This window comes from Leucobacter chromiireducens, from assembly GCF_003917135.1.
Lineage (GTDB): Bacteria > Actinomycetota > Actinomycetes > Actinomycetales > Microbacteriaceae > Leucobacter > Leucobacter chromiireducens_A.
Genome location: NZ_RPDI01000002.1, coordinates 71,642 through 95,084 on the forward strand (window position 1 = coordinate 71,642; position 23,443 = coordinate 95,084).

At 71.5% G+C, this 23,443-nt stretch carries 24 protein-coding genes; 23 read left to right on the forward strand and 1 reads right to left on the reverse strand.

All coding sequences use genetic code 11. The annotated features are described in order from the left end of the window. Positions 1-5: 5 nt before the first annotated feature. Positions 6-2,045: a hypothetical protein gene (locus EGM46_RS01440; RefSeq protein WP_125098398.1), complete on the forward strand. Its 2,040-nt coding sequence runs from the start codon at positions 6-8 to the stop codon at positions 2,043-2,045. Positions 2,046-2,158: 113 nt separating this feature from the next. After that, entirely contained in the window at positions 2,159-3,628 is a 1,470-nt protein-coding gene (locus EGM46_RS01445) for an alanine/glycine:cation symporter family protein (protein ID WP_125098399.1), read from the forward strand. 148 nt (positions 3,629-3,776) lie between these two features. Here the strand turns inward: EGM46_RS01445 and trpB (EGM46_RS01450) are convergent, their stop codons facing one another. After that, positions 3,777-4,985, reverse strand: coding sequence for a tryptophan synthase subunit beta (gene trpB / locus EGM46_RS01450; RefSeq protein WP_125098400.1), 1,209 nt, complete (start codon positions 4,983-4,985; stop codon positions 3,777-3,779). 219 nt (positions 4,986-5,204) lie between these two features. Here trpB (EGM46_RS01450) and EGM46_RS01455 point away from each other — a divergent pair, with 219 nt between their 5' ends. The 21 genes from EGM46_RS01455 (at position 5,205) to EGM46_RS01550 (ending at position 23,435) form a co-directional block, all read left to right on the forward strand. Continuing rightward, positions 5,205-6,140, forward strand: a complete 936-nt coding sequence (locus tag EGM46_RS01455; protein ID WP_125098401.1) for a methionyl-tRNA formyltransferase — start codon at positions 5,205-5,207, stop codon at positions 6,138-6,140. Then, a complete protein-coding gene (locus EGM46_RS01460; protein ID WP_241156113.1) occupies positions 6,137-7,651 on the forward strand; it encodes an RsmB/NOP family class I SAM-dependent RNA methyltransferase in 1,515 nt (504 codons plus the stop codon). The genes EGM46_RS01455 and EGM46_RS01460 overlap by 4 nt, the downstream gene beginning before the upstream one ends. Before the next feature lie 157 nt (positions 7,652-7,808). After that, positions 7,809-8,471 carry a ribulose-phosphate 3-epimerase gene (gene rpe, locus EGM46_RS01465; RefSeq protein WP_125098402.1) on the forward strand — a complete coding sequence of 221 codons (663 nt, stop codon included), beginning with the start codon at positions 7,809-7,811 and terminating at the stop codon, positions 8,469-8,471. Positions 8,472-8,569: 98 nt separating this feature from the next. Beyond that, on the forward strand, positions 8,570-9,622 hold the full coding sequence (locus tag EGM46_RS01470; protein WP_125098403.1) for an ABC transporter permease: 1,053 nt from the start codon (positions 8,570-8,572) through the stop codon (positions 9,620-9,622). Then, the gene (locus EGM46_RS01475) at positions 9,619-10,020 is read left to right on the forward strand and encodes a hypothetical protein (protein WP_125098404.1); all 402 of its coding nucleotides are present in this window, start codon (positions 9,619-9,621) and stop codon (positions 10,018-10,020) included. Before EGM46_RS01470 ends, EGM46_RS01475 begins: the two co-directional genes overlap by 4 nt. Further along, positions 10,017-10,241 (forward strand): helix-turn-helix transcriptional regulator, encoded by a 225-nt coding sequence (locus EGM46_RS14650; protein WP_164512774.1) that lies wholly within the window; start codon positions 10,017-10,019, stop codon positions 10,239-10,241. The genes EGM46_RS01475 and EGM46_RS14650 overlap by 4 nt, the downstream gene beginning before the upstream one ends. After that, positions 10,238-11,164, forward strand: coding sequence for an ABC transporter ATP-binding protein (locus tag EGM46_RS01480; protein ID WP_164512775.1), 927 nt, complete (start codon positions 10,238-10,240; stop codon positions 11,162-11,164). Before EGM46_RS14650 ends, EGM46_RS01480 begins: the two co-directional genes overlap by 4 nt. Next, complete coding sequence (locus tag EGM46_RS01485) at positions 11,161-11,937, forward strand: ABC transporter permease (protein ID WP_125098406.1); 777 nt, start codon at positions 11,161-11,163, stop codon at positions 11,935-11,937. The genes EGM46_RS01480 and EGM46_RS01485 overlap by 4 nt, the downstream gene beginning before the upstream one ends. An 83-nt stretch (positions 11,938-12,020) precedes the next feature. Further along, on the forward strand, positions 12,021-12,284 hold the full coding sequence (locus EGM46_RS01490; RefSeq protein WP_125098407.1) for a phosphoribosyl-ATP diphosphatase: 264 nt from the start codon (positions 12,021-12,023) through the stop codon (positions 12,282-12,284). Between the two features lie 97 nt (positions 12,285-12,381). Then, positions 12,382-13,224: an ATP phosphoribosyltransferase gene (gene hisG, locus EGM46_RS01495; RefSeq protein ID WP_125098408.1), complete on the forward strand. Its 843-nt coding sequence runs from the start codon at positions 12,382-12,384 to the stop codon at positions 13,222-13,224. Between the two features lie 14 nt (positions 13,225-13,238). Continuing rightward, complete coding sequence (gene hisF / locus EGM46_RS01500; RefSeq protein WP_125098409.1) at positions 13,239-14,036, forward strand: imidazole glycerol phosphate synthase subunit HisF; 798 nt, start codon at positions 13,239-13,241, stop codon at positions 14,034-14,036. Beyond that, positions 14,033-14,398, forward strand: a complete 366-nt coding sequence (gene hisI, locus EGM46_RS01505) for a phosphoribosyl-AMP cyclohydrolase (protein ID WP_125098410.1) — start codon at positions 14,033-14,035, stop codon at positions 14,396-14,398. The genes hisF and hisI overlap by 4 nt, the downstream gene beginning before the upstream one ends. 460 nt (positions 14,399-14,858) lie before the next feature. Continuing rightward, positions 14,859-16,442, forward strand: a complete 1,584-nt coding sequence (locus EGM46_RS01510) for an anthranilate synthase component I (RefSeq protein ID WP_125098411.1) — start codon at positions 14,859-14,861, stop codon at positions 16,440-16,442. Then, the gene (locus EGM46_RS01515) at positions 16,439-17,017 is read left to right on the forward strand and encodes a Trp biosynthesis-associated membrane protein (protein ID WP_125098412.1); all 579 of its coding nucleotides are present in this window, start codon (positions 16,439-16,441) and stop codon (positions 17,015-17,017) included. Before EGM46_RS01510 ends, EGM46_RS01515 begins: the two co-directional genes overlap by 4 nt. A gap of 34 nt (positions 17,018-17,051) precedes the next feature. Further along, positions 17,052-17,285, forward strand: a complete 234-nt coding sequence (locus EGM46_RS01520) for a DUF6704 family protein (protein WP_125098413.1) — start codon at positions 17,052-17,054, stop codon at positions 17,283-17,285. A gap of 1 nt (position 17,286) precedes the next feature. Continuing rightward, positions 17,287-18,057 (forward strand): indole-3-glycerol phosphate synthase TrpC, encoded by a 771-nt coding sequence (gene trpC / locus EGM46_RS01525; RefSeq protein ID WP_125098414.1) that lies wholly within the window; start codon positions 17,287-17,289, stop codon positions 18,055-18,057. Between the two features lie 14 nt (positions 18,058-18,071). Further along, on the forward strand, positions 18,072-19,343 hold the full coding sequence (gene trpB / locus EGM46_RS01530; RefSeq protein WP_125098415.1) for a tryptophan synthase subunit beta: 1,272 nt from the start codon (positions 18,072-18,074) through the stop codon (positions 19,341-19,343). After that, positions 19,340-20,137: a tryptophan synthase subunit alpha gene (gene trpA, locus EGM46_RS01535; RefSeq protein WP_125098416.1), complete on the forward strand. Its 798-nt coding sequence runs from the start codon at positions 19,340-19,342 to the stop codon at positions 20,135-20,137. The genes trpB (EGM46_RS01530) and trpA overlap by 4 nt, the downstream gene beginning before the upstream one ends. A 92-nt stretch (positions 20,138-20,229) precedes the next feature. After that, positions 20,230-21,183 carry a prolipoprotein diacylglyceryl transferase gene (lgt, locus tag EGM46_RS01540; protein ID WP_125098417.1) on the forward strand — a complete coding sequence of 318 codons (954 nt, stop codon included), beginning with the start codon at positions 20,230-20,232 and terminating at the stop codon, positions 21,181-21,183. Positions 21,184-21,196: 13 nt separating this feature from the next. Next, positions 21,197-22,666: a pyruvate kinase gene (gene pyk, locus EGM46_RS01545; protein ID WP_125098418.1), complete on the forward strand. Its 1,470-nt coding sequence runs from the start codon at positions 21,197-21,199 to the stop codon at positions 22,664-22,666. 61 nt (positions 22,667-22,727) lie between these two features. After that, positions 22,728-23,435 (forward strand): hypothetical protein, encoded by a 708-nt coding sequence (locus EGM46_RS01550; protein WP_125098419.1) that lies wholly within the window; start codon positions 22,728-22,730, stop codon positions 23,433-23,435. The last annotated feature ends 8 nt before the right edge of the window (positions 23,436-23,443 follow it).

Genomic DNA, 23,443 nt, shown 5'->3' on the forward strand with positions numbered 1-23,443 from the left:
GCGCCGTGGGATCCGCGTTCGAGCGCGCTGAGGGTGCGGCTGGCCGCGCCGTCGCACGGGTGCTGCTCGATTCCGCGCTCCCGCAGCTCGACCACCTCTTCGACTACGCGATACCGGCCGAGCTGGCCGACGAGATCCGTGTCGGTCAGCGCGTGCGCGTGCCGTTCCGTTCACGTGAGCGGAAGAGCTTCGGCTACGTCATCGAGTTCGTCGCGCGCAGCGAGTTCGGGGGTGAGCTCGCGCCCATCGCCGATATCGTCACGCGCGTGCCGCAGCTCACGCCGGAGATCTGGCGGCTCGCCCGCGCCGTCGCGGATCGGGCGGGCGGCTCGGCCGGCGACATTCTGCGTCTCGCCATCCCCACGCGCCAGGTGCGCGTCGAGAAGCAGCACCTCGCGGCTGCCGAGGCGGCGGCCACTGATGCGGCGGAGCCAACGGCGCAGGCAACCGACGCAGCGCCACCGGCGACCCCAACGCCCGAGGCGCCCATCGCGGCGGAGCTGATCGCCGGCGCGCGCCTCGCGCTCACCCCATCGCACGGCCCCGAGCGGCTGCACACCGGCGAGTGGGTGGGCGGCTGGGCCGCGCAACTCGCGCGCCTCGCGCTCGAAGTGCACGCGCTGGAACGCAGCGTGATCCTCGTCGTCCCCGACTACCGTGACCTCGATCAGCTCCGCGATGCGCTCGCGGCGCTCGGACACGACGGCGCGGTGCGCGTCGACTCGCGGCAGTCGAACGGGGAACGATACGCCGGCTTCCTGCGCGCGCTCGACGGTGAGCCGCGGATCATCCTCGGCAACCGCTCTGCGGTGTATGCGCCGGCGCACGCGCTCGGCGCGATCCTGCTCTGGGATGATGGGGATCCGGTGCTCGCCGAACCGCTCGCGCCATACGTGCACGCGCGGGACGCGGCACTCGTGCGCGCCGAGCAGAGCGGCGCCGGGCTCTTCTTCGCGGGGCACGCGCGCAGCGCCGAGGTGCAGCGCCTCGTCGAGATCGGCTACGTGCGCGCGCAGGAGCACCCGCCGCGCCGCACCCGCGTGGTGCACGCCGACGCCTCGCTCACACCCGACGCCTTCGCCGGCCGGGTGCCCGAGTTCGCCGCGCGCACGATCCGCGAGGGCTTGAAATCGGGCCCCGTGCTCGTGCAGGTGGCCACCCCCGGGTACGCTCCCGTCGCCGTGTGCGGCGACTGCGGCGACCTCGCACGGTGCCGCGCCTGCGCCGGCCCCATCGGGTTTCGCGTGGTGGGTCGCGCCTCGTGCCGGTGGTGCGGCGAATACGCGAGCGACTGGCGGTGCGGATCCTGCGCGAGCACACGCCTCGAAGAGCGCGGCATGGGATCCGGGCGCACCGTCGAGCAGTTCGAACGCCAGTTCCAGGGCACGCGCGTGATCCTGAGCGATGGCGAGCATCCGCGCGAGCGCGTCGACGCCCGGCCGGCGCTCGTGGTCGCGACGCGCGGCGCCGAGCCGCTCGCGGCAGGCGGGTACCGCGCCGTCGTGCTGCTCGACGCGGAGCGCCTGCTCAGCATCGAGACGCTGCGCGCCGGCGAGGACTGCCTGCGCTGGTGGGAGAACGCGGCCGCGCTCGCGGCTCCCGATGGGCTCTGCCTGATGGCGTCCGGCGGCGGCCCGGTGGTGCGCGCTTTCGTCACCGGCCGCACCGAGGAGTGGCTGCGCGCGGAGCTGGGGGATCGCCAGGCGCTCCGTTATCCGCCCGTGGTGCGCGTGGCGAGCGTGAGCGGCGGCGTCGACGAGGTGGAGCGCGCGCTGCAGCCGCTGCGCGACCTCCCCGGCGTTGACTTCCTCGGACCGACCCAGCTGCCGGCCGGTGGCGTCGCGCGCCGGCCGGCCGGTCTCGTGCGCGCGATCGTCCGCTTCGACTACGGGCAGGGCGCCGAGGTGGCGAGCCGACTCCGCGGTGCCCTCGTCGCCGACGCCGCTGGTTCGGCCTCCCGCACCCGGGCGAAGAGCGCGCCGGGCCGGGCGCGGCCCGAGGCCTTGCGGCTGCGCTTTGACGATCGGGGCGTGTTCGACGCGTAGGGCTGCGGTGCGACGCGGAGCCCCGCCGGCCTCGCCACGCAGGCGCCGACGCCCACTACGAAACTTTGCGCGGCGTCCGCGATCCTGAGCGAAGTGTGAAATACCCTGAACACATGGACTTTCTCAACGACGTCGTTCTCGCCGCTGGCGATCGGCTGTGGACCTGGGCAGTGCTGCCAGTGCTCGTGGCGCTCGGCCTGTACTTCACGATCCGCTCGGGCGTCGTGCAGTTCCGCTGGCTGCCCGAAATGTTCCGCACCCTCACCGACAAGACCCCCGTGAAGAGCGACGGTACGCCGCAGTCGGTGTCGGCCTTCCAAGCTTTCACGATCTCGGCAGCCTCGCGCGTCGGTGTCGGCAACATCGCCGGCGTCGGCACCGCGATCGCGATCGGCGGGCCAGGTGCCGTGTTCTGGATGTGGACCATGGCGTTCATCGGCGGGGCGTCGAGCTTCGTCGAGTCCACGCTCGGACAGCTCTTCAAGGTGCGCGACGCCGACGGCTTCCGCGGCGGCCCCGCCTACTACATGCTGCACGGGCTCCGATCCCGCTGGATGGGTACCCTGTTCGCTGGGATCCTGATCGTCTGCTTCCCGTTCGCGTTCTCCTCGCTGCAGGCAAACACGATCAGCGCGACGCTCACCACCACCGCTGGGTTGCCCCAGGAGGGCGCCGGCTGGGCGACGATCCTGATCGGGATCGTGCTCGCCGTGCTCACCGGGCTCGTCGTGTTCGGCGGCGTCCGCCGGATCGCGAGCGTGACGCAGGCGGTCGTGCCGGCCATGGCGCTCGCGTACCTGCTGCTCGGGCTGGTGATCGTGTTCCTGAACATCGAGGAACTCCCCGGCGTCTTCGCCTCAATCTACACGCAGGCGTTCGGCTTCAACGAGGTCGTTGGCGCCGCGTTCGGCATGATCCTCATGACCGGGATCAAGCGCGGCATGTTCTCGAATGAGGCCGGCCTCGGCTCGGCGCCCAACGCCGGCGCCTCGGCCGCGGTGACCCACCCGGTGAAACAGGGACTCGTGCAGACGCTCGGCGTGTACTTCGACACGTTCCTGATCTGCTCGATCACCGCCTTCATCATCCTCGTGACCGGACCCGACCTGTCGTCGGCGACCCGGGGCATCGCGCTCACGCAGAACGCGATCGAGGGCACGCTCGGGCCGTGGGCGAGCGTGCTGCTCAGCATCATCATCTTCCTGCTGGCGTTCAGCTCGATCCTCGGCAACTACTACTACGGCGAATCAAACATCGAGTTCATCTCCATGCGGCCGCGGGTGCTCTTCGGGTACCGCGTGCTCGCGGTCCTCGCGATCTTTGTTGGAGCTGTGGCCTCGGCCGACCTCATTTGGAATACCGCCGACGCGATCATGGGGCTCATGGCGCTCGTCAACCTGATCGCGATCGCGCTGCTGTCCGGGCTCGTGTTCCGCCTCATGCGGGACTACTCAGCGCAGCGGCGCGCCGGGCTGGACCCCGTGTTCACGCGCGACCGCCTGCCGGACGTTTCCGGTATCAGCTGCTGGGAGGACGAGCTGAGCGTCACCGGCGCGATTCCGGTGACGCGCGCGGAGCGCTGAGCGCGCCCGCGCCCCCACCCCCCAATCCCTCGGAGAAATCCAGAATCTCGGAGCCTTTCTCGCGAAAGCCCCCGAGATTCTGGATTTCTCCGTGCGAGAGGGGGAGGGGGGGGAGGAGTGGGAGGGGGAGGAGGATGCGGGTGCGGGATCACGCCCCGCGCAGGCGCTCCGCGACGAAGTCCACGTCCTTGTCGCCGCGCCCCGACAGGTTCGCGATGATCACCGCGTCGGCGGGCAGCGTCGGCGCCAGCTTGATCGCGTGCGCGATGGCGTGCGCCGACTCGAGCGCAGGGATGATCCCCTCGGTGCGGGTGAGTAGCTGGAACGCGGCGAGCGTCTCCGCGTCCGTCGCGGTCACGTACTCCGCGCGGCCGAGCTTCTCGAGGTGTGCGTGCTGCGGGCCCACGCCCGGGTAGTCGATCCCGGATGCGATCGAGTGCACGGGGGAGGGCTCACCGTTCGCGTCCTGCAGCACCTTCGTGTGCATGCCGTGCAGCATGCCGGGCGTGCCGAGCGTCATGGTCGCCGCGTGGCGATCCCCATCGAGGCCCTCGCCGGCCGGCTCCACCCCGATGATGCGCACGGACTCGTCCTCCAGGAAAGCATCGAACAGTCCCATCGCGTTGGATCCGCCACCCACCGCGGCGACGAGCACGTCGGGGAGCTTGCCCTCCGCGTCGAGCACCTGGGCCCGAGCTTCGCGCCCAACGACCGACTGGAAGTCGCGCACCATCGACGGGTACGGGTGCGGCCCGACCACCGAGCCGATGGCGAAGAAGTAGTCCTCTGGCTGCGCCGCGTAGACGGCGAACGCCGAGTCGACGGCCTCCTTGAGGGTCTTTCCGCCCGCCTCGACCGACACGACCTTCGCGCCGAGCAGCTCCATGCGCACCACATTGGGGTGCTGCTTCGCAACGTCGATGGCGCCCATGTGGATCTCGCACTCGAGCCCAACGAGCGCGGCGGCGGTGGCGAGCGCCACGCCGTGCTGGCCGGCCCCCGTCTCCGCGATCAGCTTCGTCTTGCCCATGCGCTTCGCGAGCAGCGCTTCGCCGAGGCAGTGGTTGATCTTGTGCGCGCCCGTGTGGTTCAGGTCCTCGCGTTTCAGGTACACCTTCGCGCCCCCGAGCTCGCGGGTGAGGTTCTCGGCGAAGTACAGCAGCGACGGGCGGCCAACATACTTCGAGAGCAACGCCTGGTACTCCTGCTGGAACGCGGGATCCGCGCTCGCTTCGGCGTACGCGCGCGCCACCTCGGCGATGGGCTCCACCAGGAACGGGGGCAGCGGGGCGCCGCCGAACTCACCGAAGAAGCCGGCCTCGTCGGCGCGGTAGGGGGAAGACGTGGTCTGTGTCATGGGAGGGATCCTTTGCGTCGTTGCGCCGCTCGTGAGACAAAAAAACACCGCCTCCGAGAGGCGGTGTCGTGTGCATGCAGATGCGTGAAGAGTGACCGCCCTAGGCGGCCCACCACTGAATCACGATGTGCATGGGGCGAGTGTAGCACCATCTGAACGCCGCGAGCCGGCGCGGGCGTTCGGCTGATGCTCGCCCCGCGAAGGTGCGAGAATAGGCGGATGCGCATTGTCTTCGCCGGAACCCCCGAGTTCGCCGTCCCCAGCCTCCTGGCGCTGGTCGAAGCTGGCCACGAGGTCGCTGGTGTCATCACCCGCGAGGACGCGCCGCTCGGCCGCAAGCGCGTGCTCACGCCCTCGCCGGTTGCGGTCGCCGCAGAGGAGCTCGGGATCCCGGTGCTCCGCGCAAACCGGCTGGACGACGTCGCGACCGCCTGGGTCGCGGAACTCGACCCCGAGCTGGGCGTGATCGTGGCCTACGGCGGCCTGGTGCGCGAGCCGCTGCTCAGCCTGCCGACGCACGGCTGGATCAACCTGCACTTCTCCGAGCTGCCACGCTGGCGCGGAGCTGCGCCCGTGCAGCGCGCCCTCGAGGCGGGGGAGCAGACCCTCGGGGTCACGGTGTTCCGCCTGGTCGCTGCGCTCGATGCCGGCGACGTGCTTGCACGCGACGCGCGCGAGTTCCCGCCGGGCACCTCTGCTGGCGCCGCGCTCACCGAGCTGGCCGACTTCGGCACATCAGCGGTCCGCGACGCGGTGGATCTCCTTGCCGCGCAGCCCGCAGCCGGCGAGCCGCAGACCGGGGAGGCGACGTACGCGCACAAGCTCACGCGTGAGGACGGGAGGCTCGACCTCACCCGGCCGGCCGCCGAGGTGCTTGCGCACTGGGCGGGTGTCACGCCGGAGCCCGGCGCGTTCGCGCTGCACGATGGTCAGTCAATCAAACTGCTCGAGCTCGCGGCCGCCGCCGGCCTCGCACCCGGCGCGGCGCCGGGCGCCGTCGATTTCGTCGCGGGCACCGTCGTGCTCACCACCGGTGCCGGCGCGGACGGCGCGCTCGGCGCGCTCGAGGTGCGTCGCGTCCAGCCCGCTGGGAAGCCAGCGATGGACGCCGCGGCCTGGTTGCGTGGCCGCGAGGGATCGGCGGTGCTCGCGTGAGCCGGGCGGGGGGCGGCCAGAACTCGCGCGGCCAGGGCGGTCAGCGCGGCCAGAACTCCCGCGGCCAGCGCGGACCGCGGGATCGGGATCAGCGCCAGCCGCGCGCGCACATCTCTGCCGCGCGCCTCGTGGCGTACGACGTGCTCCGCGACGTCGATGAACGCGAGGCGTACGCGAACCTCGCCCTGCCCGCGCGCGTGCGCGAAGCCGGGCTCGACTCCCGCGACGCTGGCCTCGCGACCGAGCTTGTCGCCGGGGCGCTCCGCTGGCGCGGCCGCTACGACCGCATCATCGAGATCGCGTCGGGGCGTGCGATCGACGACGTCGATTCGCGCACGCGCAACGTGCTGCGCCTCGGTGTGCACCAGCTGCTCGGGATGCGCACGGCGGCGCACGCCGCGGTCAACGAGAGCGTGGAGCTGCAGCGCCGCGTGGCGAACGCGAACGCGGCCGGATTCGTGAACGGCGTGCTTCGCGCCGTCGGCCGCGGGTCGAACGAGGAGTGGGACGCCGAGATCGAGGCGAGCGCCCCGTCCGCCGACGACGCGCTCGCCGTGACCCACTCGCACCCGGCCTGGGTGCTGCGCGCGCTCCGCGATGCGCTTCGCGCCGAGGGTCGCGAGGACGAACTCGGCGCGCTGCTCGCGGCGGACAACGACGCCCCGCGCGTCAGCCTCGCACTGCTGCCGGGCGCCGGCATTGATCCCGATCAGCTGGTCGCTGACGAGCACGCGTCCGAGCCGCACCCCGTGCTCGCGGTCGCTGGGCCGTCGCCGCTCGGCATCGAGCTCGCTGGCGGGGATCCCGGGCGCGCGATCGCTGACGCCGGCTTGCCTGAGGGCGAGCTGCGGGTGCAGGATCAGGGGTCTCAGCTCGCCGCACTCGCGCTGACGCGCGTCGCGCCGGTGCGTGCGGGGGAGCGCTGGCTCGACCTGTGCGCCGGCCCGGGCGGCAAGACTGCGGTGCTCGGTGCCGAGGCCCGCGTCGGTGGCGCGAGTGTGCGCGCGAACGAGGTGTCGGAGCACCGCGCCGAGCTGGTGCGGCGCTCCGTTGCGGCGGTGTCGGAGACGGTGGAGGTCGTGTCGCACGACGGGCGCGACGACGACGCGTACGGGGGCGAGACGTTCGACCGGATCCTGGTCGATGCGCCGTGCACCGGGCTCGGCGCGCTGCGTCGGCGGCCCGAGGCGCGCTGGCGGAAGCAGCCCTCCGACCTGCCCGTGCTCACCGCGCTGCAGTCCGAACTGCTCGACGCCGCGGTCGCGCACCTCGCACCGGGCGGGCTGCTCGCGTACGTGACGTGCTCGCCGCACCTCGCCGAGACGCGCATCGCTGTCTCGCGGCTGCTGCGCCGCACGCCAGGCCTCACGCAGCTCGACGCGCGCGCCGTGCTGCGTGAGGTGGCGCGCGGCGAACTCGACATCGCGGGCGACGAGCTGAGCGCGCAGCTGTGGCCGCACCGGCACGGCACCGACGCGATGTTCGTCGCGCTGTTCCGCCGCGAGGCGTAGGCGGCGCGCTGAGATCGCGCGCTGAGATCGCGCGCATCTTTCGAGAACGCGCGGATCTCAACGGTAATCGCTTCGGCTTCGAAAGATGCGCGCGATTTCAGCGCGGGCGGACGGGCGGACCGGCCGCCGCCCGCGTCGACACGCGTAGACTGGTGTCGTGACCGCGCAGCGCATTAACCCCAGCATTCTGTCCGCCGACTTCGTCAATCTGCAGGCTGAGCTCGAGGCCATCGGCTCGGCTGACCTCGTGCACGTCGACGTGATGGACAACCACTTCGTGCCCAACCTCACGATGGGCCCGCCGATCGTCGAACGCATCCAAGCCGTGTCGCCCGTGCCGCTCGACGTGCACCTCATGATCGCCGACGCCGACCGCTGGGCCCCCGGCTACGCCGAGCTCGGCGCATACTCGGTCACCTTCCACGCCGAGGCCGCGGCGGACCCCGTCGCGCTCGCGCGCCGCATCCGAGAGATCGGCGCGCGCGCCGGCATTGCGCTGAAGCCCGGCACCGATCCCGAGCCGTACCTCGAGCTGCTGCCCGAGTTTGACCAGGTGCTCGTGATGACGGTGGAGCCCGGCTTCGGCGGCCAGTCGTTCATGCCCGACATGATGCCGAAGCTGCGCCGCTTCGCCGAGGCGAAGGCGAAGCTGGGGCTCGACCTCTGGCTGCAGGTCGACGGTGGCATCACGGTGGACACGATCGGGATCGCTGCCGAGGCCGGCGCCGACACCTTCGTCGCGGGCTCGGCGGTCTACGGCGGCGTGCCGGAGGACCGGATCGCAGCGCTCCGCGCCGCGGCGGCTGCCCACACGCACTAGCCGCCAGCTGGGCCACCCCACCTATGTCAAGTCACCTTGACATTCGACCCGCGCCGTGATTCCCTCGATGTCAAGGAAACTTGACGTCTGGAGGAGTGATGCAGCCACGCACCCGCGCCGGCGCGTTCCGTGCGCTCGTCCGCGCCGACGCGCGCGATCTGCGCCGGGACCGCCTGGTCAGCCTGTCGATGCTCACGATGGCGCTCGTGCTCGTCATCCTGCACAGCTGCATGTGGCTGGCCTTCTCCGTCGCGGGAGCCGCGCCGCGGGTCGACACGACCGGGCTCGGCGGCCCAGCCGCCGCCCGCATCGACGCCGCGCTCGACGCTGCCGAGCTGCGGGTCAATCAGGCGGACGCCGCCCCCAACACGCGCGTCTCTGGCGGCGCAGCCGGCGAGCACATCCTCGTTGCCGTGACCGAGCCGCGCGTCGGCTGGGACCCCGTGTGGCGTGCCCTCCGCACGGCCGGGGTTCCCGCGGGCGAGATCGACGTGGTCGGGCGCGATGACCTCCCGATGCCCGACTTCCTGCGCCTCAACCTCGGCACGATCCTGGTCGCAGCGCTCGCCTCGATCGCGCTGCTCGGCACCACCGTGCCGCTCGTCGCCGCGCGCGGCCGGGGGACACTGCAGCTGCTCGGCACGACGCCGCTGCCGCGCGGCCTCTTCCTGCTGTCCCGTGTGCCGAATCGGCTGGGACTCGTGCTCGTCAGCGTGTGCGGCGTGATCGCGATCGCCTTCGCGCGCCAGACCATCGAGGCTGCGGCGCTGCCGCGACTGCTCATCACCGTGCTGTGCGCGCTCGTGCTGCTGTTCGGCCTCGCCGCACTCTTCGCGTCCCGCGCCGCCCAGCCGGAGGCGAGCCAGGCCCTCATGACCGGGGTGTGCTTCGCGCTCGTCATGAGCGCCGGCTCCGTGCTCCCCGTCGCGCTGCTGCCGGAGCCGGTCCGCATCGCGAGCGGGATCCTCCCTGGCGGCTGGCTCGTTGAGTCGCTCGCCGCGGACCTCGCCGGCATGCCGCCGCTCCTGCCCGTCCCCGTGTACTGGGCGCTCATGCTGCTCGCTGGCCTCGGCTGCGGCGTCGCCGCCGCCCGCCGCTTCAGCTGGGCGGCGAGCCACACCCACCCCCGAGCCGAGGAGGCACACACATGAGCGAAATGACCACGCGCGAGCGGAACAACGTGCGGCGCTTCGCCTGGCAGATCGGGATCGCGGCCGTGCTGTACCTCGCGCTCTTCCTCGGTGGTGGCGGCATCGCCGACCCCGGCACCCCGCTCGGCGTCGTGCTGGGCCTCCTGCCGATCCTGCCCGTGCTGTGGATGCTGCTCGCCACGCTCGGCTTCGTGCGCGGCCTTGACGAGTTCATGAAGCCCCGAATGATGTCCGCTGCCGCGGTGGGCTTTGTCGCGGCGATGCTCGCGGCGGTGGTGCTCGGCATGGTCGAGACCGTGATCGGCCCGATCCCGTTCGCGCTCTGGGGGGTCTTCGTGATCGGTATGACGAGTTGGGGCGGCGCGGCCATGGTGATCTCGTACCGGGCAGCCACATGAGAAACGACGTGCGCGCACTCCGCACCGCGGCCGGGTGGTCGCAGGTGCAGCTCGCCGAGGCGCTCGGCGTCTCCCGCCAGACCATCAACGCGCTCGAGACCGGGAAATACGATCCTTCGCTGCCGCTCGCGTTTGGGATCTCGCGGGTGTTCGGCCGGACGATCGAGGAGATATTCACCCCCGACGCCGCAGACGCCCCGCCATCCGGGGGCCGAAAGTGAGCGCGCAGGCGGCACCGATCATCGAGGCCGTCGACGTGCATCAGCGCTTCGCGGACACCGAGATCCTGCGCGGGATCTCCCTCAGCGTGCACCCCGGGGAGATCGTTGGGCTCCTCGGCCCGAACGGGGCGGGGAAGAGCACCACCGTCGACCTGCTCGCCGGGCTCACCGCGCCGAGCAGCGGGAGCGTGCGGGTGCTCGGCGTCGACCCGGCGCGCGAGCGCGCCACCATCACCGCGGCGGTCGGTGTGCAGCCGCAGCAGGCGGCGCTGTTCCCGATCCTCACCGTCGATGAGACGCTCGCGCTCTTCGCGTCGTTCCACGAGCGGCCGGCGGAACTCGCCGAGCTTCGCGCGCGCGTGCAGCTCGACGAGTGCCGCGGCACCCAGGTGCGCCGGCTCTCCGGGGGCGAGACGCGGCGGCTCCTCATCGCGATCGCGCTGATCGGCCGGCCGCGCGTCGTGATCCTCGACGAGCCAGCCGCCGGCCTCGACCCAGCGAGCCGGCTCAGGATCGCCGAGCTGATCCGCGACATCCGCGCGGGAGGCACCACCGTGCTGCTCACCACCCACCACCTCGACGACGCGCAGTCGCTGTGCGACCAGGTGCTGATCCTCGTCGACGGCAGCATCATCGCGCAGGGGGCGCCAGCCGAGCTGGCACGCACGAACACGGAGGGCGCCGAACTGTCGTTCTCGATCCCCGCGGACACGCCCCGCGAGCTCCTCACCACGGCCGTGGGGGATCGCTATCAGGAGGCGCCGCCACTCGCGGGCAGCGTACGGGTCAGCGTGCGCAGCGCCGATCCCGATCAGCTGCTGCGGCGCATCACCTTCACCCGCGGGCTCCACGCCTCGGGGATCGCTGTGCGGGAGGCGACGCTCGAGGACGTGTACCTGCGCGCGGTGAACGGGGAACCGTGAATCTCCGCGAGGCCGTGCGCGCCGAACGGCGGCGCGCCCCGCTGCGCGCGCTCGCCGCAGGTGGGATCCCCATCGCCAGCATTGTGCTGCTCGCGCTCTCGGACGTGCTGCTCGGGGCGGCGGGGCTCGTCATGCGCGCCGGGCTCCCGCTCACCCTTGCCGTCGTGCTCATCATGCTCCCGTTCGGCGCCGTCGCGGTGCCCGTGGTCGACGCGCGCGAGCGCGGGGTGCTGCGCCTCCTCGCCACCACGCCGGTGGGGCCCGGCGCCCTGCTGCGCGCGCAGCTGCACGACGCGATCCGGCCACTCGCCGTGGTGATCGGCGTCGCGCTCGCCGCAGCCGCCGCCGTGCCAGGCGCGGTCGCGATCCCGCGCAGCGTCGCGCACCACCAGCTCGGGATCGATCCGCGCCTCACGGCGCTCGCCGTCGCCCTCGGGATGCTGCTCACCGCCGCGGTGGCCTGCGCCGCCCTCGGGGCGCTGCTCGCCGCCATCGTCGCCGCCCGCGTGACGCGCACCGCGCGGGCCATGGCGCTCGGCATCGTGGTCCCCGCGGTGGTGCTGCTCACCGGCGGCGTTCTCCCGCTCGACATCCTCGCCCCGTGGCTCGCGCGCGTGTTCGAGTGGGTGCCAACCTCGGTGCTGAGTCGCGCGGCGGCGTCGGCGCTCGCGGGGGAGACCGCCTGGCTCCTCCCCGGCGTGCTCATCGCCTGCGGTGCGGTGGCCTGCGCGGCGCTGCTCACCCGGCGCAGCATTCGCGCGTGCGCGCCGTGATCCGGGTGCCCACCGCGCCAGGATCCCGAGCTGCTGTTGGCCCCGTGGCCGTCGTCGCCCGCGAAACCCGGTAGTGTAGAACCGTGAAATCCTTCGACTCGCTCTTCGCTGAGCTCTCCGAGAAGGCCGCGGCCCGGCCTGAGGGGAGCGACACGGTCGCGCGCCTCGATGCCGGCATCCACTCGATCGGGAAGAAGATCGTTGAGGAGGCCGCCGAGGTCTGGATGGCCGCCGAGCACGAGTCCGACGAGGCGTGCGCTGAGGAGATCAGCCAGCTGCTCTACCACCTGCAGGTGCTCATGCTCGCCAAGGGACTGAGCCTTGAGGACGTGTACACGCATCTCTAGCGTCGGTGCCCTTCCCGGCGCCGACGCTTGCCGCTGACCTCACCCTCACCCGGCACGCTGCAGATTCGGCTGCCACCACGGAAGGAACCCCTCCACCATGCTTCGCATCGCCGTCCCGAACAAGGGATCGCTCTCCGAGATCGCCGCCGAAATGCTCGCCGAGGCCGGCTACTCCGGGCGTCGTGACAGCCGCAAGCTCGTCCACGCGGACACCCGCAACGACGTCGAGTTCTTCTACCTCCGCCCGCGCGACATCGCCACCTATGTGGGATCCGGGGCGCTCGACGTCGGCATCACCGGGCGCGACCTGCTGCTCGACTCGGGCTCGACGGCCACCGAGGTGGAGACGCTCGAGTTCGCCGACTCGACGTTCCGCTTCGCGGCCCCGGCTGGTGGCGGTTTCGCAGAACTCTCGCACCTCGCTGGCAAGCGGATCGCCACCAGCTACCCGAAGCTCGTCGACGACTTCCTGCGCGCGCGCGGCGTCGAGTCGGTGCTCGTGAAGCTCGACGGCGCCGTCGAATCGGCGGTGCAGCTCGGCGTTGCCGACGCGGTCGCCGACGTCGTGTCGACCGGTGCGACGCTTCGCGCCGCCGGGCTCGAGATCTTCGGCCCCGTGATTCTCGAGTCGACCGCCGTGCTCATCGGTGGGCCGAACGAGCACCCAGGCATCGAGCGGCTGCTGCGCCGCCTGCGCGGCGTGCTCGTCGCGCGCAAGTACGTGCTCATGGACTACGACCTGCCGGCCGCGCAGCTCGAGGCCGCCTCGCAGGTGGCCGGTGGCATGGAGTCGCCGACGGTGTCGCCGCTGAAGGACGAGGCGTGGGTGGCCGTGCGCGTCATGGTGCGCGCCGACGAGGCGAACACGATCATGGACGAGCTCTACGACCTCGGCGCGCGCGCGATCCTGGTCACGCCGATCCACGCCGCGCGCCTCTAACGAGAGGGCTGCTGATGACTGTTGCAACGCGCGTGATCCCGTGCCTCGACGTCGCCGCCGGCCGCGTCGTGAAGGGCGTGAACTTTCTGAATCTCCGCGACGCTGGGGACCCCGTCGAGCTCGCCGCGAAGTACGCCGAGCAGGGGGCCGACGAGCTGACCTTCCTCGACGTCACGGCGACCGTCGACGACCGCTCCACCACCTACGACGTGGTGCAGCGCACCGCCGAGCAGGTGTTCATCCCGCTGACGGTGGGCGGCGGCGTGCGCAGCGCCGAGGATGTCGCGCGGCTGCTTGGCGTCGGCGCGGACAAGGTGGGCATCAACAGCGGGGCGATCGCGCGGCCCGAGGTGATCGGCGAGATCGCCGACCGCTTCGGCGCGCAGGTGCTCGTGCTCTCGCTCGACGTGCGGCGCAGCGATCGCACCCCGTCCGGGTTCGTGGTGACCACGCACGGCGGCAAGCGCGAGACCGATCTCGACGCGCTGGCGTGGTGCCGCGAGGCGGTGGAGCGAGGCGCAGGCGAGCTGCTCGTCAACTCCATGGACGCCGACGGCACGCAGGACGGTTTCGACCTGGAGCTCACGCGACTGGTGCGCGAGATCGCGGATGTGCCCGTGATCGCGTCCGGCGGGGCCGGGGAGCTTGCGCACTTCGCGCCGGCGGTGGAGGCTGGAGCGGACGCGGTGCTCGCCGCGTCGGTGTTCCACTACAACAAGTTCACGATCGGCGAGGTGAAGGGCGCGCTGGCCGAGGCCGGCCACACGGTGCGTCTGCCCGGCGCCGGCGCACGTGCGAGGAGCGGCGAGTGACCCCCACCGATGCAGTGCCCGACAGCGTGACGTTCGGGGCCGACGGGCTCCTGCCCGCCATCATCCAGGACGACGCCTCCGGCGAGGTGCTCATGCTCGCGTGGATGGACCACGAGGCGCTGCGCCGCACGCTCACGACGGGCCGGGTGACGTTCTGGTCGCGGTCGCGCCAGGAGTACTGGCGGAAGGGCGACACGTCCGGGCACCGCCAGTACGTGCGGAGCGTCGCGCTCGACTGCGACGGCGACACCCTGCTGGTGCGCGTCGAGCAGATCGGCGCGGCCTGCCACACGGGGACCCGCAGCTGCTTCACGGGCCGCGAGATCCCGGCGCTCGTCGGTGAGGCGGCTGCGGGGGAGTAGCTGGCGGGGCGGGGTGCGGTGCGGCTTGCGGTGCGGGTCGGCTTGCGGTGCGGGTCGGCTTGCGGTGCGGGTCGGCTTGCGGTGCGGGTCGGCTTGCGGTGCGGGTCGGCTTGCGGTGCACACTCTCATTTAGTTGGGGTTTGGACCGGATACCTTCCCAGATTCCGGATCACACTCGCACCAAAGCTGCGGCGGGCGCGGTTCCTGTGTCCCCGGGGTGCGACCTCTGTGTGGTTCCGGTGCTGGCGGGGAGCGGTGGGGTCGCTGACCGGTGCACACTCTCACTAAGTGAGGGGTATGGGCAGAACGGCCCCCGGATTGTGGTGCAGAGTTCAACTTAGTGCCCGGGCTGGTGGCCCGGGGCTGGTGGGCGCGGGGGCTTGGTGGCGCGGGGGCTGGTGGGGGCGGGTGCTGGTGCGCCCGGGCGCGGGCGTACAGCGCCGCGCGATAGGCTGGGCGGGTGACCCTGACGACCACGCGCGCAGCGTTCGACGCCGCGCGATCCACCCACGCCGTGATCCCCGTCTGCCGGGAGGTGTTCGCGGACGCCGACACCCCGGTGAGCATCTACCGCAAGGTGGCTGACTCGCGGCCCGGCACGTTCCTCCTCGAATCCGCCGAGCAGGGCGGGGTGTGGACCCGGTTCAGCTTCGTCGGTGCCGGCAGCTTCGGCGTGCTCGGCGAGCGCGACGGCAAAGCGCACTGGGCGCCAGCACCGGGCGGATCCGTCACGCAGGAGCGGCTGCTCCCTGGCGGCGTCGCCGGGCTCGCCCCGGTCGAAGCGCTCCGCGCGACGTACGAGCGCTGGCGCGCCCCTCAAGTGCCCGGCCTCCCACCGCTCGCGAGCGGCTTCGTCGGCTACCTCGGCTGGGAGACCGTCCGCCAGTTTGAGAAGCTCGAGCACGGCCCGAGCGAGGGTCCCGGGCTACCGACGCAGGGGCTGAGCTTCGTCTCCGAGCTCGTGGTGATCGATCACCGCGAGGGGAGCGTCGTGCTCCTCGCCAACGTGCTGAACGACGGAGCGCTTGAGCCAGAATCCGCAGCGCCAGGATCCCCAGCAGCTGATGCCGACGCCCAGTGGGCCGACGCGCAGGCGCGCCTCGACGCGCTGCAGGCGGCGCTCGCGCGCCCCGTCGGATCGCCGCTCGGCACCTTCGATCGCGACGCGCAGCCGGCCCCGCGCCGTCTGACGAGCACGCCCGAGTTCCTCCGCGCCGTTGAGGTCGCACAGCGCCACATCGTGGACGGCGACATCTTCCAGGTGGTGCCGTCGCAGCGCTTCGATCAGGAGTGCACCGCGGATCCGCTCGATGTGTACCGCGTGCTCCGCCACCTGAACCCGAGCCCGTACCTCTACCTGCTGCAGCTCGAGGACACTGAGGGTACGCCGTTCGCCGTCGTGGGCTCGAGCCCCGAGGCGCTCGTCACCGTGCAGGAGAGCGGTCACGTGATGACCCACCCGATCGCGGGATCGCGGCCGCGCGGCGCCTCCGTCGAGGAGGATCAGCAGCACGAGCGCGATCTCCTCGCCGACGAGAAGGAGCGCGCCGAGCACCTCATGCTCGTCGACCTCGCGCGGAACGATCTGCTGCGCGCCTGTGAGCCGGCCTCGGTCGAGGTGACCGAGTTCATGCGCATTGAGCGCTTCAGCCACATCATGCACATCGTCTCGACGGTGGAGGGCAAGGTGCGCGAGGGGCAGAGCCCCATCGACGTGTTCCAGGCGACGTTCCCAGCAGGCACGCTCTCCGGCGCGCCGAAGCCGCGCGCGCTCGAGATTATCGACGCGCTGGAACCCGTGCAGCGCGGCGTGTACGGCGGCGTGGTCGGCTACTTCGGCCTCGGCGGCGCGGCGGACCTCGCGATCGCGATCCGCACCGCAACGATCAAGGACGGCATCGCGATGGTGCAGGCCGGCGCCGGGATCGTCGCGGACTCGGTGCCCGAGTCCGAAGACGCCGAGTGCCGCAGCAAGGCCGCGGCGCCCCTGCGCGCGATCGCGATCGCCAACACGCTGCACGAACTGAAGGAGTCCGCACGATGAGCCCGAAGCTGCTGTCACTGAGCGGGATCGCGATCGTGGGTGGCGCCGGCCTCCTCGCCGGCGCCCAGACCTGGGTGTCGTTCATGCTCGACGGCACGCACGACATCGAGAAGGTCACGGGCCACGCGCTGAACCCCGCGCTCTCGCCGGTCGCGATCGCGATCGTGGCCGCGGCGCTCGCGCTCACGATCGCCGGCCCCGTGTTCCGCCGCGTGCTCGGGGTGCTCGTCGCGCTGCTCGGCGCAGGGCTCGCGGCGCTCACGGTCGGCGTCACGCAGGCGCCGCTCGCCGCGATCTCCGGTCGTATCACCGAGATCACCGGCATCGCCGGCGGCGCCAGCACCACCATGGTGGTGTGGAGCCAGGTCTCGGTGTGGGCGTGGGTGAGCCTCGCGGCCGGCATCCTCGCCGTGCTGCTCGGGCTGCTCGTCGCGATCACGGGCGGGCGCTGGGTCACCGGTGGGCGGAAATATGACTCCGGACCGGCGACAAAGCGCCAGGGCGGCGCCCCTGATCGCATTTCGGACTGGGACGCGCTGAGCGACGGCGACGACCCCACCGCGGATATCCGCTAGGCTTAAACTGTTCACACCCGTTCAGAGGAGATTCATGAGTACCCAGCACGGAGACCCCGGTCACGGTGATTCGCCCGCCGCATGGACGGCGGTCGTGGTGATGCTGCTTGGCATCGCAGCCGGCACCGTCTTCTTCTTCCTGCACATGTCGACCATGGTGTGGGTGTGCGCGGGCGTTGTCCTCCTCGGCGCGATCCTCGGTTGGGTCATGTCGAAGGCTGGCTACGGCGTCAACGGCCCGAAGTTCGCCCCCAAGACGCACGACTAGCGTGCTCGACCAACTGCTCGCGGGGTCCCTCGAGGACGCGCGGGCGCGCAGAGAGCTTCGGTCTTCCGCACAGGTGGAGGCCGAAGCTCTTAGTCGTGCCCCCGCGCTCGACGCGCTCGCCGCGCTCGCGCCGGCCGACCACATCAAGGTGATCGCGGAGGTGAAGCGCGCGAGCCCATCGCGCGGGGACCTCGCGGAGATCGCCGAGCCGCAGACGCTCGCCGCCCAGTACGAGTCGGGCGGCGCGAGCGCCGTGAGCGTGCTGACCGAGGAGCGCAAGTTCAAGGGCTCGCTCGCCGACCTCGAGGCCGTGCGCAAGGCCGTGAGCATCCCGGTGCTCCGCAAAGACTTCATCGGCGACGAGTACCAGGTGCTTGAGGCGCGCGCCGCCGGCGCCGACCTCGTGCTGCTCATCGTCGCTGCGCTGCCGCAGGACCGCCTCGTCTCGCTGCACGCGATGATCCGCGAGCTGGGGATGACCCCGCTCGTTGAGGCGCACTCGGCCGACGAGGTGGCGCGCGCGGTTGACCTCGGCGCCCAGCTGATCGGCGTGAACGCGCGTGACCTGCGGACCTTCGAACTCGACCGCGAGCTCTTCGGCCGCGTGGCCGATCAGATCCCCGCCGGCGTGATTCGCGTTGCCGAGTCCGCCGTGCTCAACGTCGCCGACGTTGCGCACTACCGCGAGGCCGGCGCCGACGTCGTGCTCGTCGGCGAGGCGCTTGTGACCAACGATCCCGTCGCGACGCTGCAGTCCTACCTCAGCGTCTGACACCGAGGAAAACCATGACAGATCACCCCGCAGCCGCGACGACGCCAGCCGGGGCCGAGCCGGACTCCGTGACGAGCCTGCGCGAGCAGCACGGCCCGTTCTTCGGCAAGTTCGGCGGACGCTTCATGCCCGAGTCGCTCATCGCGGCGATCGACGAGCTGACGGAGGCGTACGTCGACGCGCAGGCTGATCCGGCCTTCCGCGCCGAGCTTGTCGAGCTGCTCCAGAGCTACGCCGGTCGGCCCTCGCCGATCACCGAGGTGCCGCGGTTCGCCGCGCACGCCGGGGGCGCGCGGATCTTTCTGAAGCGCGAGGACCTGAACCACACGGGCTCGCACAAGATCAACAACGTGCTCGGTCAGGCGCTGCTCACGAAGCGCCTCGGCAAGCAGCGCGTGATCGCGGAGACCGGCGCTGGCCAGCACGGCGTCGCGACCGCGACCGCCGCCGCGCTCTTCGGCCTGGAGTGCACGGTCTACATGGGCGAGGTCGACACGGAGCGGCAGGCGCTCAACGTGGCACGCATGCGGCTGCTCGGCGCCGAGGTGATCCCGGTCACGACCGGATCCCGCACGCTGAAGGACGCGATCAACGAGGCGTACCGCGACTGGGTGGCAACGGTGGATCGCACGAACTACATCTTCGGAACGGCCGCGGGCCCGCACCCGTTCCCCGCGATGGTGCGCGACTTCCAGAAGATCATCTCGGAGGAGGCGCGCGCCCAGCTCCTGGAGCGCGAGGGGCGCCTGCCCGACGCGGTCGTCGCCTGCGTGGGCGGCGGCTCGAACGCGATCGGCATGTTCGACGCGTACCTCGATGACGCCGACGTTGCGATCTACGGCGTCGAGGCCGCAGGCGACGGCGTGGACACCGAGCGTCACGCCGCGTCGATCGAGCGCGGCCGCCCGGGGATCCTGCACGGCGCGAAGACCTACGTGCTGCAGGACACGGACGGGCAGACTATCGAGTCGCACTCCATCTCGGCCGGCCTCGACTACCCGGGGGTCGGACCGGAACACGCCTGGCTGTCCGACATCGGCCGCGTGAGCTACATTCCCGCGACCGACGACGAGGCGATGCAGGCACTCCGCCTGCTCAGCCAGACCGAGGGCATCATCCCGGCGATCGAGTCGGCGCACGCGCTCGCTGGGGCGCTGCGCATCGCGCGGGATCTCGGCCCAGAGCAGATCGTGATGGTGAGCCTCTCCGGTCGCGGCGACAAGGACATGGCAACGGCTGGCCGGTACTTCGGCCTGCTCGACGGCGCAGCGGGAGCAGAGGGATGAGCGGGACCGAGTCTCAGGTCGAGCGCGCGATTCGCGCGGCGAAGGCGGAGCGAGCAGGCGCGCTGATCGGCTACCTGCCGGTCGGCTTCCCCGACCTCGACACGAGCGTCGCCGCAGCGATCGAGATGGCGAACTCAGGCGCCGACGTGCTCGAGCTCGGCCTCCCGTACTCGGACCCCGTGATGGACGGCCTCGTCATCCAGGAGGCCACCCAGACCGCGCTCGCCGGCGGGTTCCGCGTCGCGCACGTCTTCGAGGCGGTGCGCCGGGTGCGCGAAGCGGTCGACGTTCCCGTGCTCGTGATGACGTACTGGAACCCCGTGCTGCAGTACGGGGTCGAGCGCTTCGCCACCGACCTCGCGGCTGCCGGCGGCGCCGGCCTCATCACCCCGGACATCACGCCGGACGCGGCGGCCGAGTGGATCGCGATCTCGGAGCGTGTCGGCCTCGATCGCGTATTCCTCGCCGCGCCCAGTTCGAGCGACGCGCGCCTCACGCTCGTCGCCGAGTCGAGCACCGGCTTCGTCTACACCGTCTCCACGATGGGGATCACGGGCGAGCGCGCCGAACTCGACGCGGCCGCACGCGGCCTCACCGCGCGCCTTCGCGCGCAGGGCGCTGAGCTCGCCTGCGTGGGGATCGGGATCTCGACCGCCGCGCAGGTGGCCGGCGCGCTCGAGTACGCGGACGGCGCGATCGTCGGCACCGCGTTCGTGCGTGCGCTGCGCGACGGCGGCGTGCCGCAGCTCGGCGAAACCGTGCGAGCAATCGCTGCGGGAACCGCGCCGCGCTAGGATGAATTCCGACCGCTGTGCCGATCCGGCTCAGCACCACCAGCACTATCAGCAGCTTCCGGCGGCCTAGCCCGCGGGCGAAAGAGGAGTGAATGATTCTCCCACTCAGCATCCCGAGCCCTGACCTGCAGTTTCTGCAGATCGGCCCCCTGCGGGTCTACTTCTACGCGCTCTGCATCATCGCGGGGATCGTCATCGCGGGGATCTGGACGGCTCGCCGTCTGAGCGCCCGCGGGGGAGAGAAGGGTGCGACGCTCGACTTCCTGGTGTGGTCGCTCGTGCTCGGTATCATCGGCGCGCGCCTCTACCACGTCGTCACGCACTGGGGCGACTACATCGGTGCGGGGAAGAACCCGCTCGAGATCTTCGCGTTCTGGAACGGCGGCATCGCGATCTTCGGCGCGCTGCTCGGCGGCGGCATCGGTGTGCTCATCGCCTCGCGCATCACGGGGATCCGCTTCGCCTCGTTCGCCGATGCGCTCGTTCCCGGTCTCCTCATCGCGCAGGCGGTGGGCCGCCTCGGCAACTGGTTCAACCACGAGCTCTTCGGTGGTCCGACCACCCTGCCGTGGGGCCTTGAGATCGAGTCCTCCAACCCCACATTCCCGATCGGCCTGCCCGAGGGCACGCTCTTCCACCCGACGTTCCTCTACGAGGCGCTCTGGAACATCCTCGGCATCATCGTGCTGCTCGCGATCGAGCGCAAGTGGCGCCCGCGCTGGGGCACCTTCTTCGGCATGTACCTCGTGTGGTACGGCATCGGCCGCGCCTTCACGGAGTCGCTGCGCGTCGATCCCAGTCTGCTCTTCCTCGGGATCCGCACCAACGTGCTCGCCGCGCTGCTCGCGATCGTGGTCGGCCTGATCGTGATCATCGTGCAGCGTCGCCGCCACGTCGGCCTCGAGTCGTCCGTGTACCTCCCGGGCCGCAGCAACCCGCTCGACTCGGTGCTGCGCGACACCGCAGATCCCGAAGCGTATTTCCACGTGATCGACCGCGGCGACGCAGCAGCGACGCCCGTCGAATCCGCACCGTCGTCCCGCTAAGCAAGGAGAGTTGATGCGCCACGCCAAGATCGTTGCGACCTGGGGGCCTGCGGTCTCTAGCTACGACCACACGTTGGAACTGATCCGGGCCGGCGTCAACGTTGCCCGGCTCAACATGTCGCACGGCACGTACAACGTGCACGAGGGCATCTACCGCAACATCCGCCGCGCCGAGATCGAGGTGGGACGTCCCATCGCGGTGCTCGCCGACCTGCAGGGCCCGAAGATCCGCCTCGGCAAGTTCGAGGGTGGGCCGTACGAACTCGAGGTGGGCGACGAGTTCGCGATCACCACGCGCGAGATCGTCGGCGACCGCACGATCTCGGGGACCACGCACAAGGGCCTCCCCGGCGACGTGAAGGTGGGCGATCCGCTGCTCGTCGACGACGGCAAGGTGGGACTCCGCGCGATCCGCGTCACCGAGGACACCGTGTACACCACGGTGGAGATCCCCGGCGCGGTGTCGAACAACAAGGGCATCAACCTCCCAGGCGTCGCGGTGAACGTGCCAGCGCTGTCGGAGAAGGACGAGCAGGATCTCCGCTGGGCGATCGCGCTCGGCGCCGACTACATCGCGCTCTCGTTCGTGCGCGACGCGGCGGACATCACCCGCGTGCACGAGATCATGGACGAGGAGGGCGTGCGCCTCCCCGTGATCGCGAAGATCGAGAAGCCGCAGGCGGTCGAGCACCTCGAGGAGATCGTCGAGGCGTTCGACGGCATCATGGTCGCCCGTGGCGACCTGGGCGTCGAGCTGCCGCTCGAGCAGGTGCCCCTCGTGCAGACCGAGGCGATCGCGCTGGCACGCCGCAACGCGAAGCCCGTCATCGTGGCGACGCAGGTGCTCGAATCGATGATCGAGAACCCCCGCCCCACCCGCGCCGAAGCGTCGGACTGCGCGAACGCGGTGCTCGACGGCGCCGACGCGGTGATGCTGTCCGGCGAGACGAGCGTCGGCGCGTACCCCGTCGAGGCGGTCGCCACAATGGCCCGCATCATCGAGGCCACCGAGGATCACGCGCTCGACCGGATCGAGCCGCTCGGCGTCGAGCCGCGCAGCCAGGGCGGCGCGCTCACGCTCGCAGCGTCAGAGGTCGCCGAGTTCATCGGCGCGCGCTACATCTGCGTGTTCACGGAGTCCGGCGACACGGTGCGGCGCATGTCGCGCCTGCGCAAGCCGATCCCGATCATCGGGTTCACGCCCGACGCCGGCACGCGCCGCCGCATGGAGCTCACGTGGGGCGCCCGCAGCTACGAGGTGCCGCGCGTCGACAGCACCGACGCCATGTTCACGCAGGCCGACGAGCTGCTGCTTGAGCGCTCGCGTGCCGAGGTGGGCGACAAGGTCGTCATCATCGCGGGATCTCCTCCCGGGATCGTCGGCACCACCAACACGCTGCGCATCCACCGGATGGGCGAGACGACGGGCAAGCTGCCCGAGGCCGGGCCGCGCAAGCACACGCTCGGCCAGGGCGAGGCGTAGCGCCGGGGCCGCGGCTCCGGGGCCGCGGCTGCGGCGTTGCGCTCATGGTTATGATGGAGCTATGAGCGCACCGCAGGCGACCGCCCGACCTCGTCCGGCCCGCTGGGGCATCCGTTCCGCGGGGCTCGCGCTCGCGCTCGGCTGCGCCTTCGGGCTCGCAGCGTGCGCGCCCGAGCCGGGGGAGGAGCCCGCGCCGTCGGCCTCCGCGACGTCGACTCCGAGTTCGCCTGTCGAGGAGACCGAGTCGCCCGAGCCGACGCCCGAGCCGACGAAGGCGCCGCTCGCCGCCCCGGTGACGATCCCGGCGTGCGGCGCGCTCATCACCGCGCAGCAGGCCACCGAGCTCGGCGAACCGCGCTACGTCGAGCTCGACGCAGACACCACCGCGCAGCTCGCCCGCGTGGTGCGAGAGGGGGCGCTGGGGCCCGCGGCGAACGCGGCGCTCGACGCGGCGACCGAGCTGCGCGCCTGCTCGTGGGGCGTGCCGGGGAGCGACTCGCTGACGCACCTGTTTGTCGCGGTGCTCGAACCCGGCGTACAGCAGGAGCTGCGCGCCGCGCTCGACGCGTCAGACTTCACCAAGGGCAGGGAGGGGGAGGCGACGAGCTACGGCCTGAGCGTGGACAGCCCGATCCAGCGCACCACGCAGTGGTACCTGTTCGCCGGCGACGTGTGGGTCGCCGAAGTGGGCCGCCCCGAGCACCGCTTCGCCGGCGCGGCGCTGACCGCGCTCGAGGCGGCGAACACCGCGGCGCCGGCAGGCGGGTAGCTGCGCGG